Source organism: Parageobacillus thermantarcticus (assembly GCF_900111865.1).
Taxonomy (GTDB): domain Bacteria; phylum Bacillota; class Bacilli; order Bacillales; family Anoxybacillaceae; genus Parageobacillus; species Parageobacillus thermantarcticus.
The window spans coordinates 1-11,007 of record NZ_FOJS01000062.1 but is presented as its reverse complement, the minus strand read 5'-3'; the positions used below and the strand labels follow the sequence as shown (position 1 = coordinate 11,007).

Sequence of the window (11,007 nt, the reverse complement as noted above, 5' to 3'; positions counted from 1 at the left end):
TAAGTGGCAGCCGAAGCCGCCTTTCAACCAAAGACCATGCAGTCTTCGGTGTTATCCGGTATTAGCTCCGGTTTCCCGGAGTTATCCCGGTCTTACGGGCAGGTTACCCACGTGTTACTCACCCGTCCGCCGCTAACCAAACAAGAGCAAGCTCCTGTTTGGTCCGCTCGACTTGCATGTATTAGGCACGCCGCCAGCGTTCGTCCTGAGCCAGGATCAAACTCTCCATAGAAAGTTGATTGGCTTATTCTCATAAGCTTCAGCTCCAACACCGCAAGGTGCTGTTCGCCTCCGCTTTTCTATTGACGCTTGCGTTTTGTTTAGTTTTCAAGGAACCTTTTAAATTTTAAGTGTTAAACTTTAAAAAATGACAGCTATTAGATAATAACTAAAATTTCAATAAAAGTCAACATATTTCTTCAAAATTATATATATTTCGATTCAGATGAGTTCCATTCTATCACTATTACAACTATCGTTCAAGAGTTTTCTTAAAAATCTTTTTCCCCTAGTCGTTATAAACAACTTCCTCAATATAAATATCACGATGTTCACTTAAAGAAAGAAATTCGTCTTTATTTACAATTTTGACAATCGGTCTTGTCGGTGCTTCCCGTTGTATAAAAACGATTTCTGCCATTTCACCGTTTGACAATTTGACAACTGTCCCTACATGAAAATTTATTAAATTGTCTAGTAATATTTGTATCGCTTCCATGCTTAATTTGCCAAACTGCTCAATTTGAATTTTTTCGAGCGCCTTAAAAGGAGATTGTTTTGACCGATAAAGACGTTCAGATGTCAGCGCGTGATAAACGTCAGCCACAGCTACTATTTTGCTGTACGGGTGAATTTGTTTGTCACGAATTCCAAACGGATAACCAGTTCCATCATTGCGTTCATGATGCTGTAATACAGCTAATTTTACCCCTTCTTTTAAGGTTTTTATTTTTTGAACCATTCGATAACCCAACATTGTATGCTGTTTCATTTCTTCATATTCATGAGTAGTAAGCGCCGATTTTTTTGTCAAAATCCTTTTGTCCACCTTCGCCATGCCACAGTCAGACAATATACCCGCCAGCGCAATTTGATAACAGTCACCTTTACTATAATCTAATTGTTTTGCCAAAAATCCCGATAATAGTCCAACGCTAACAGCATGATGGTATAAATAGTCTTCCTTTGTCGCATAACGATGTAACGCCAGTAATTCCTTGCGATTGTTTATGAATCTATCGAATAAAGGAATAATAATGTTCCTTATTTGTCCTATATCGACGGGAGAACCAGATTGCCACGATTGAAATGCTTTTTTATATTGTTGAACTGCTTGCAAATAAAGGAACATTGGCTGTTCATCGCTATTGCTATCATTTTCGCGCCGTTTGAGCAATTCAGCCGGCTTAAATGGTTTTCCATTTGCCAAAACCGGTTCGACGTAAACTTCCCTAATTAAAAATTTTTCCAACACATTTAATAAATATGGCGTCAGCACCGTATTTTTAGGCATGATTGTCTTTTTCGTTTTGCCGATTACATCTTCAGCGAGAATACATCCTTCTTGCAACTGGTGAAGTTTCACCCGGATCATCGCGTCACCTCTCTCCTTTATCCTTTTATCCCACAATTTTATACTAACATTGATAGCACGATCGTTGTAGTGCTTTATAAAAAAATGGCCCAAAAGGCTACGCCTTTCGAGCCATTGCACGTAATTAATGATCTTCTTCATTTTCTTTCTCTTCTTTCGGGACTTTTGCCACTGTGGCAACATACTCATGTTCGTTATCGTCGGACAAACGAATTAATTTTACTCCTTGTGTATTTCTTCCCATTCGTGAAATATCGCTGACAGCAATGCGAATAAGAATGCCGCTTGCGGTAATAAGCATTAAGTCCTCTTCACCCGTCACCGTCTTCACCGCAACAACCGAACCATTTTTTTCCGTAATATTGCACGTTTTAATTCCTTTTCCGCCACGGCTTTGTATGCGGTATTCCGAAGCTGGAGTGCGCTTACCATATCCGTTTTTCGTAACAACTAATATATCGCAGTCATCCTCTAAAATTTCCATACCAACAACCTCATCGCCGTCTTCCAGCGTAATCGCTTTGACCCCTGTTGCACTTCGTCCCACCGCGCGTACATCCGTCTCCGGAAAACGGATGAGCATTCCGTTTTTCGTTCCGACAACAATATGCTTCGAACCGTCCGTTAACTTGGCGGAAATCAACTCATCTCCTTCACGCAAATGAATGGCGATTAAGCCATTGTTGCGAATATGAGCAAACGAAGATAACGGAGACCGTTTAGCAATTCCTTGCTTTGTTGTAAAGAATAAATATAAATTGTCATCGAATTCATTGTTGATAGGGATAATCGTGTTAATCCACTCGTCTTTATCAAGCTCTAAAAGGTTAATGAGCGGAATTCCTTTAGCAGTCCGACCGAATTCCGGAATTTCGTATCCTTTTGCTCTGTATACTTTTCCTTTGTTTGTAAAAAATAAAACAGTATCATGAGTCGATGTGATCAAAAGATGTTCGACAAAGTCATCTTCGTTCGTATGCATGCCTTGGACGCCTCGTCCGCCCCGTTTTTGACTTTTATACGTCGAAACCGGCAATCGTTTAATATACCCTTTATGCGTGAGCGTAATAACGATGTTTTCGCGCGGAATTAAATCTTCGTCTTCAAATTCTTCGACTCCCCCAGCGACAATTTCAGTTCTCCGCTCATCGTTAAACCGTTCTTTAATTTCCGTCAATTCATCGCGAATAATTTGCAAAACTTTTTCCTCATCGGCTAAAATCGCTTTTAATTCAGCAATTAGACGAATAAGATCTTGATACTCTTGTTCAATTTTTTCTCGTTCTAACCCTGTCAATCGTTGCAAACGCATGTCTAAAATCGCCTGTGCTTGTCTTTCGCTGAGAGAAAATTGCTGCATAAGTCCTTCTCTGGCAATTTCCGTCGTTTGCGAACTGCGGATTAAATTAATCACCTCATCGAGATGATCAAGGGCGATACGGAGACCTTCCAAAATGTGAGCGCGAGCCTCCGCTTTTTTCAATTCATATGCCGTGCGACGACGAATGACCGTTTTTTGATGGTCTAAATAATGCTGCAGGCATTCTTTTAAATTTAATACTTTCGGCTGGCCCTCGACGAGCGCGAGCATGTTAATGCCAAAGCTTGTTTGCAACGCTGTATGTTTATATAAATTGTTCAAGATGACTTTTGCGTTCGCATCTTTTCGCACTTCAATGACGATTCGCATTCCGCTGCGGTCGGATTCGTCGCGCAAATCGGTAATGCCATCAATTTTCTTGTCACGGACAAGCTCGGCGATACGCTCGATCAATTTCGCTTTATTGACTTGATAAGGAAGTTCGCGAACGATGATCATTTCTTTTCCATTTGGCTGCTGCTCAATCTCGACTTTGGCGCGCAATATAATCGAGCCGCGGCCTGTTTCATACGCTTTGCGGATGCCGCTTCGTCCAATGATTTGCCCCGCTGTCGGAAAATCCGGTCCCGGAATATGCTCCATTAAATCGGCTACCGTCATGTCGGGGTTTTTGCTTAACGCCAAAATCGCGTCGATCACCTCGCCAAGCTGATGTGGCGGAATGTTCGTCGCCATCCCGACAGCAATGCCCGAAGAACCGTTTACCAATAAATTTGGAAATCGTGATGGCAGTACGACAGGTTCTTTTTCCGAACCGTCGTAGTTATCTTGATAGTCAATCGTATCTTTGTTAATGTCGCGCAACATTTCCATCGCAATTTTTGACATGCGCGCTTCTGTGTAGCGCATCGCTGCGGCCGCGTCGCCGTCAATAGAGCCAAAATTCCCGTGTCCATCTACAAGCATGTAGCGATAGTTAAAATCTTGCGCCATGCGGACCATCGTATCATACACCGCCGCGTCGCCATGAGGGTGATATTTCCCGATGACCTCACCGACGATGCGGGCCGACTTTTTATACGGTTTGTCCGCGGTCATTCCGAGATCATGCATCGCGTATAAAATGCGGCGATGCACTGGTTTTAACCCATCGCGCACGTCAGGCAATGCCCGGGATACGATGACGCTCATCGCATAATCAAGAAACGAAGAGCGCATCTCTTGGCTAATATTGACTTCACGGATGCGCGGATGTTGATTTTCTGACATTCATAAAAACCTCCCTTAATAAAAAATTTTCGGCGGGGAGGGTGATTATTCAACACTCTCCGGTTAAATGTCCAAGTTTTTCACATATCGCGCATTTTCTTCAATAAACTGCCTTCTTGGCTCTACTTTATCTCCCATCAAAATTTCAAACGTCTCGTCCGCTTCAATTGCATCTTGAAGACTGACTTGAAGCAGCGTTCTTGTTTCTGGATTCATCGTTGTTTCCCATAATTGTTCCGGATTCATTTCTCCAAGACCTTTATAACGTTGAATCATCGGTTTCGGATTTTCCGGCAATTCGGCAAGAATTTTTTCAAGCTGCCGGTCGTTATAGGCATACCTTACTTGTTTGCCTTGCTCAATTTTATAAAGCGGTGGTTGGGCAATATATACATATCCCCGTTCGATGAATTCGCGCATATAGCGATAAAAGAAAGTGAGCAATAACGTGCGGATGTGCGCTCCGTCGACATCGGCATCTGTCATAATAATGATTTTATGGTAGCGCGCTTTCGTAATATCAAAATCTTCGCCAATTCCCGTGCCTAGCGCAGTAATAATGGCACGAACCTCATTGTTCGACAAAATTTTGTCAAGCCGCGCTTTTTCGACATTAATAATTTTTCCGCGCAGCGGCAAAATCGCTTGAAAATGCCGATCTCTCCCTTGCTTTGCCGAGCCGCCTGCGGAATCCCCTTCGACCACGTACAATTCGCTGATGGAAGGGTCTTTCGAGGAACAATCCGCTAGCTTTCCAGGCAAGTTAGAAATTTCAAGCGCGCTTTTTCGTCGTGTAAGCTCACGCGCTTTTTTTGCTGCCAACCGCGCCCGTGCCGCCATCATCCCTTTTTCAACAATTTTTCTAGCGACGGTTGGGTTTTCCAGTAAAAACGTTTCAAATTGTTCCGAGAAAATCGCATCGGTCACCGTTCGTGCGTCGCTGTTTCCAAGCTTTGTTTTTGTTTGTCCCTCAAACTGCGGGGACGGATGTTTAATCGAAACGATTGCCGTTAACCCTTCGCGGACATCTTCACCAATTAAATTTGGATCATTATCTTTGAAAATTTGCTGTTTGCGTGCGTAATCATTAATAATGCGCGTCAATGCCATTTTAAAACCGGATTCGTGTGTCCCGCCTTCGTGTGTATGAATATTGTTGACGAAGGAATAAATATTGCTGCTGTAACTGTCGTTATATTGAAGAGCAATTTCTACATAAATTCCATCGCGTTCACCAACGATGTAAATCGGCTCCTCATGAAGCACTTCGCGCGTCCGATTCAAATGTTTAACGTAAGATTGAATACCGCCTTCGTAACAATATTCATTTTTTCGGTTTTCTACCCGCTTATCTTCAAGCGTAATTTTAAGACCGCGATTTAAAAAAGCCAGTTCGCGAAGGCGAGTTGCCAACGTTTCATAATCAAATTCTGTCGTTTCCGTAAAAATTTCCGGATCAGGCTTAAAATGAACGGTAGTGCCTGTCCGATCCGTTTCTCCAACCACTTGTAAATCCGTGCAAGGAACGCCGCGTTGATATTTTTGATAGTGAATTTTTCCATCCCTGTGCACATACACTTCCAGTTCCTCAGATAAAGCATTCACGACGGAAGCGCCGACGCCGTGCAGCCCGCCCGACACTTTATAGCCTCCGCCGCCAAATTTTCCCCCTGCATGAAGCACAGTCATAATGACTTCGACAGCCGGGCGTCCCATTTTTTCTTGAATGTCAACGGGAATGCCGCGACCGTTATCGGTAACTGTAATGCTATTATCTTTTTCGATCGTCACGTTTATTTCCGTACAATAACCGGCTAGTGCCTCATCAATGCTGTTATCGACAATCTCCCATACAAGATGATGCAGCCCTTTTGGACCAGTGGAGCCAATATACATCCCCGGTCGTTTACGAACCGCTTCCAGCCCTTCTAATACTTGGATTTGGCTTGCATCATACGTATGTTCGACTTTTTGTTCCATTGTCATGCGAATCACCTACGCTTTCTTTCCAAACGTTCAAGAGCTTAATCATAAAGAGGGGCGGTAACATGACCGGAATGGACTTTGTAAATTGCCGCTTCCTTGATGATGTCATGTTCGATGCCGTCAATGCTCGTTGTCGTTACAAACGTCTGCACTTTTTGCCGGATCGCGTCAAGGAGATGGGTTTGCCGAAAGTCATCCAGTTCCGATAGCACATCATCAAGTAAAAGAATGGGGTAATCACCAATTTCCGAAAAGATTAATTCAATTTCCGCCAATTTGATGGATAATGCTGTTGTGCGTTGTTGCCCTTGAGAGCCAAATGTTTGGACATCTTTTCCGTTTACGCTAAATGAAATATCGTCACGATGCGGACCAACAAGCGTCATTCCTCGCTGAATTTCTCTCTCTTTTATTGTAGCAAACTTTTCGCTATATGCTTCTATTATTCTCGACAACTCCATCCGTTCTGATACGTCAACAGAAGGTCGATATTGAATTTGCAACGTTTCTAACCCATGGCTAATTTCATAATGAATCGGCGCGGCCCATTTTTCCAGCAAAAGCAAAAATTCATGCCGCTTTAGCGTAATTTTAGCCGCTAGCGGAATGAGCTGCTCCGTTAAGATATCTAGCACTGTTTCATCTTGCTGCTCGCGCGTTTGCAGCATTCTTAAATAATGGTTTCGCTGCTGCAAAAGCTTTTGATATTGACTTAAATCATGTATATAGACAGGCGACACTTGCCCGATTTCCATATCGACAAAACGCCGTCTTACCTGCGGGCTTCCTTTCACTAAATTTAAATCTTCCGGAGCAAACATCACGATGTTTAAATGACCGACGTATTGGCTTAATCGCTTCTGTTCAACATGGTTACATTTTGCTTTTTTTCCTTTTTTCGAAATGATGAGTTCTAATGATAGCGCCCCGTTTTTCTTCGTTGCCCTTCCTTCTATTTTAGCATAGTCTTCATCCCAACGAATGAGATCTTTGTCGTTTGCTGTCCGGTGCGATTTTGCCATCGCTAATACATAGATGGCTTCCATCATGTTTGTTTTCCCTTGAGCGTTCTCACCTAAAATAATATTTACGTTGTTTGCGAACTGTATTGTTTCACTCTTGTAATTGCGATAATTTTTTAACGATAAATGTGTTAAAAACAACGGCTCTTCACCTACTCTGCCCTCGTTACGATAAACGTGCCGAGTCCTTTGACTTCGACTTTGTCTCCATTTTTTAATTTTCGCCCGCGGCGAGTTTCTTTTTCTCCGTTGACGAGCACTTCATTTGTTTGCAAAAACCGTTTCACAGCGCCGCCCGTGCCAACGGCTTGAACGAGTTTTAACAATTGGCCAAGCGTAATCGTTTCTGTCGTAATGGTTACTTTTTTCTCCATCGATTCATCGCTCGCTTTCTAAAACTGCCTATCTTTTTATTTTAACGAAAAAACGGAGTGCTAGCAAAGAAAGCTGCTAGAACTTAGCAGCTTTCATAAATGTTAATACGTTCTCACTGGCAAAATAAGCTGAAGCATCGAGTCGCTATGGAGAGGACGAAGTAAAAACGGCCGCATCGCGCCAGTAAAGCTGATTTTGATGTCTGTGCCATCAAGCGCTTTTAACGCGTCCATCATATATTTTGCGCTGAAAGAAATTTTTAATTCCTCTCCTTCGATCGATTCGCTTTGAATTTCCTCTGTTACTTTTCCGATTTCTGGAGAAACAGAAGAAATTTCAATAATGCCATCATTTAGCGTCGTTAGTTTGACGACATTGTTTCTTCCTTCCCTCGCTAATAACGATGCGCGATCAATCGCTTGTAAAAATTCTTTCGCGTTAACGATAATATCTGTTTTGCTATCTGTTGGGATAAGCCGGGACGTTTCCGGATAGTTTCCATCAAGCAAGCGAGAGAAGAATAATAAACGTTTTGTTTTAAATAAAATTTGATTCGCTGTAATGACAATGTTAACGGGGTCATTGCTGTCATCCAAAATTTTGCTCAGTTCGTTTAAACTTTTCCCCGGAATGACGACATTATGCGATTGATGATTTTCCGTTTCTATTTTTGCTTTTCGCAATGCAAGGCGATGGCTGTCTGTTGCAGTACAGATTAGTTCCTCATCCTCAATTCTCCAGTTGACACCTGTCAAGATCGGCCGTGTTTCTGAAGTGGAAACGGCAAATACCGTTTGTCGGATGATTGTTTTTAACAAGTCGGTTGGAATTTTGAAAACATTTTCTTCTTCAATTTGCGGAAGTCTTGGATATTCTTCTGCGTCAAGGCCGTTTAGATTAAATTCTGCTTTTCCTGAACGAATCACGGTCAAGAAATTGGGATGTACTTCGATCTCAATTGTTTTTTCCGGCAGTTTTTTTACGATTTCTGAAAAAAAGCGGGCCTGTAGCACGATGCTTCCGGTTTCTGCTATTTCGACAAGCACTTTATCTTCTTCTTCCGTCGGAATAAAAGATTCAATCGAAATGTCAGAATCGCTCCCCGTTAGCGTAACCCCTTGTGAAGTTGCCGTAATTTTAATTCCAGTCAAAATCGGAATCGTAGTGCGAGATGACACGGCTTTCATGACATCTTGAACACTTTGAACTAACGCTTCTCGATCGATTGTAATTTTCATTATACGAGCCTCCTACGGTTAGTTAGGGAAATAAATTATTTTTTTATAGTAATAAAAAAAGAAAACAGTAGTAGTAATAAAGCTTGTTGAAATGTGGATAAGTCAAAAAAGTAAAGGAAACACAGTCTGTCCACATGTGGATAGACTGTGTGTAATTTACGAAGTTATTCATAGTTATTCACAACTGTTTCAGTTTCTCCTGAATTTCTTTTATATGTTTTTGAAGCTGAACGTCCGTTTGCAAAAGCTTAGAAATTTTTTCATGGGCGTGAATGACAGTCGTATGGTCGCGGCCTCCGAATTCGTCCCCGATTTTCGGTAGTGAGCAATCAGTGAGTTCCCGCGAAAGGTACATGGCAATTTGACGCGGAAAAGCAACAGATTTCGTTCGCTTCTTAGCTTTAAAGTCTTCTAGTTTAATATTGAAATGTTGGCCGACAACGCGCTGAATGTCTTGAATAGTGATCACTTTCGGTTTAGAGTTCGGAATGATGTCCTTTAACGCCTCTGCCGCTAAGTCAGCGTTAATTTCTTTATTGATTAATGATGAGTAAGCTACGACGCGTATGAGAGCACCTTCCAATTCCCGAATATTAGAGTCAATTTGATTAGCGATATAGAGCATCACTTCATTCGGAATATCGAATCCTTCCGCTTTCGCTTTTTTTCTGAGGATGGCGATCCTCGTTTCTAAATCGGGAGGAGTGATGTCCGTAATGAGCCCCCATTCAAACCGCGAGCGAAGGCGGTCTTCCAATGTCGGAATCTCTTTTGGCGGCCGGTCGCTGGAAATAACAATTTGTTTGCTCTCTTCATGTAGCGTGTTAAACGTATGGAAAAATTCTTCTTGCGTTTGTTCTTTTCCCGCCAAAAACTGAATATCATCGATTAATAGGACGTCAACGTTTCGATATTTGTTGCGGAAATCGTCCGGACGGTTGTCGCGAATCGCGTTAATAAACTCGTTTGTAAATTTTTCTGAAGATAAATACACTACTTTAGCGGACGGATTATGCTCGATAACGTAGTGGCCGATCGCATGCATTAAATGCGTTTTGCCTAACCCAACTCCGCCGTAAATAAATAGTGGATTGTATGCCTTTGCCGGTGCTTCTGCGACCGCTAACGAGGCAGCGTGGGCAAAGCGATTGCCGGAACCGATCACAAATGTGTCGAACGTGTATTTTGGATTCAACATGCTTTGCGGAAAATCGGCTGGTTCCTCGTATGACTTTCGCTGCTTTTTCGAAGACCGTTGAAGTTCAAAATCATCTTCGGATTGATTAGGAGGAATAATGAACTTAACAGAAAGTTCTTCTCCGGTGATGTCATAAATGGTTTCAGCAATTAAATGAGAATAGCGGGAATCAAGCCAATCTCTCGCAAACTCATTTGGGGCTATAATGACAAGCGTGTCACCTCGTAAAGAGTGGGCTTTTGTTGATTTTAGCCAAGTTTCAAAACTTGGTTTGCTAATTTTCTTTTCAATTTCCCCAAGCACGCGATTCCATAAATCATGGATGTTTTCCACCCGTTGCCCCTCCTTTATCAGAGGATTATTTAGAAAAGAATTGTGGAAATGACAAATAATAAGGAAAGAAGACGGTATTTCGACAAAATCCACCATATGTGGATAACTTTATAAACAAATGTGAAAAAATATATCCACAATATATCCACAATTTGTGGATAGTTTGTTTTTATCCACACAATTATCCATAGTGAAAACACAATAATAATAGCAAATAAACCGATGTGTTGCAATGGATTTTTAAAATTATCCACAAAAAGCAATCGGTGTGAAAAAAATACTTATCCACATAGTGAAAAGTGTGAAAAAAATGTCGATAAATGATGTGAATAGGTCAAGTCCTAATTATTGTGTAAATTCCCCTTTGATAGACAACATGGACCTGATGACTTGACGTATGGTAGGCAAGTCCGGCAAGTCTCCCTGCCGGTCGCCTTCCCGGACAAACGATCATGTTGTCAAGGAACAGGCGTGTCAAGGAGCTTTCGCGGCATATCCTCGCTTCGCTCCGGTATTCCACGTTCTCCTTGACACAGCGAAGGGGTTACCCTACTCTTTTCATCTCCGAAACTTCCTGATTCACCGATCGAGCTTCTTGCTCTTTCGTTTTCCGCCACTGCCAATATTCGGACATATCTAAGTATTTACGTCCCGACATCCATTTTTCATCG

General features: G+C 42.1%; 7 protein-coding genes and 1 rRNA gene. All 8 read right to left on the bottom strand.

Features of this window, described 5'->3' with window-relative positions:
- Nucleotides 1-232 (bottom strand): 16S ribosomal RNA (locus tag BM278_RS16610); the annotation flags it as partial.
- A gap of 276 nt (nucleotides 233-508) precedes the next feature.
- Nucleotides 509-1,594, bottom strand: coding sequence for an HD-GYP domain-containing protein (locus BM278_RS16605; RefSeq protein ID WP_090952014.1), 1,086 nt, complete (start codon nucleotides 1,592-1,594; stop codon nucleotides 509-511).
- Between the two features lie 124 nt (nucleotides 1,595-1,718).
- Nucleotides 1,719-4,184: a DNA gyrase subunit A gene (gene gyrA / locus BM278_RS16600; RefSeq protein WP_090952011.1), complete on the bottom strand. Its 2,466-nt coding sequence runs from the start codon at nucleotides 4,182-4,184 to the stop codon at nucleotides 1,719-1,721.
- 63 nt (nucleotides 4,185-4,247) lie between these two features.
- Nucleotides 4,248-6,170, bottom strand: coding sequence for a DNA topoisomerase (ATP-hydrolyzing) subunit B (gene gyrB / locus BM278_RS16595; protein ID WP_090952009.1), 1,923 nt, complete (start codon nucleotides 6,168-6,170; stop codon nucleotides 4,248-4,250).
- A gap of 38 nt (nucleotides 6,171-6,208) precedes the next feature.
- Nucleotides 6,209-7,333: a DNA replication/repair protein RecF gene (recF, locus tag BM278_RS16590; protein WP_090952007.1), complete on the bottom strand. Its 1,125-nt coding sequence runs from the start codon at nucleotides 7,331-7,333 to the stop codon at nucleotides 6,209-6,211.
- 11 nt (nucleotides 7,334-7,344) lie between these two features.
- Nucleotides 7,345-7,566: a S4 domain-containing protein YaaA gene (yaaA, locus tag BM278_RS16585; RefSeq protein WP_090952004.1), complete on the bottom strand. Its 222-nt coding sequence runs from the start codon at nucleotides 7,564-7,566 to the stop codon at nucleotides 7,345-7,347.
- A gap of 102 nt (nucleotides 7,567-7,668) precedes the next feature.
- Nucleotides 7,669-8,805: a DNA polymerase III subunit beta gene (gene dnaN, locus BM278_RS16580; protein WP_090952000.1), complete on the bottom strand. Its 1,137-nt coding sequence runs from the start codon at nucleotides 8,803-8,805 to the stop codon at nucleotides 7,669-7,671.
- Between the two features lie 178 nt (nucleotides 8,806-8,983).
- Complete coding sequence (gene dnaA, locus BM278_RS16575; protein WP_090951997.1) at nucleotides 8,984-10,336, bottom strand: chromosomal replication initiator protein DnaA; 1,353 nt, start codon at nucleotides 10,334-10,336, stop codon at nucleotides 8,984-8,986.
- Nucleotides 10,337-11,007 lie beyond the last annotated feature (671 nt).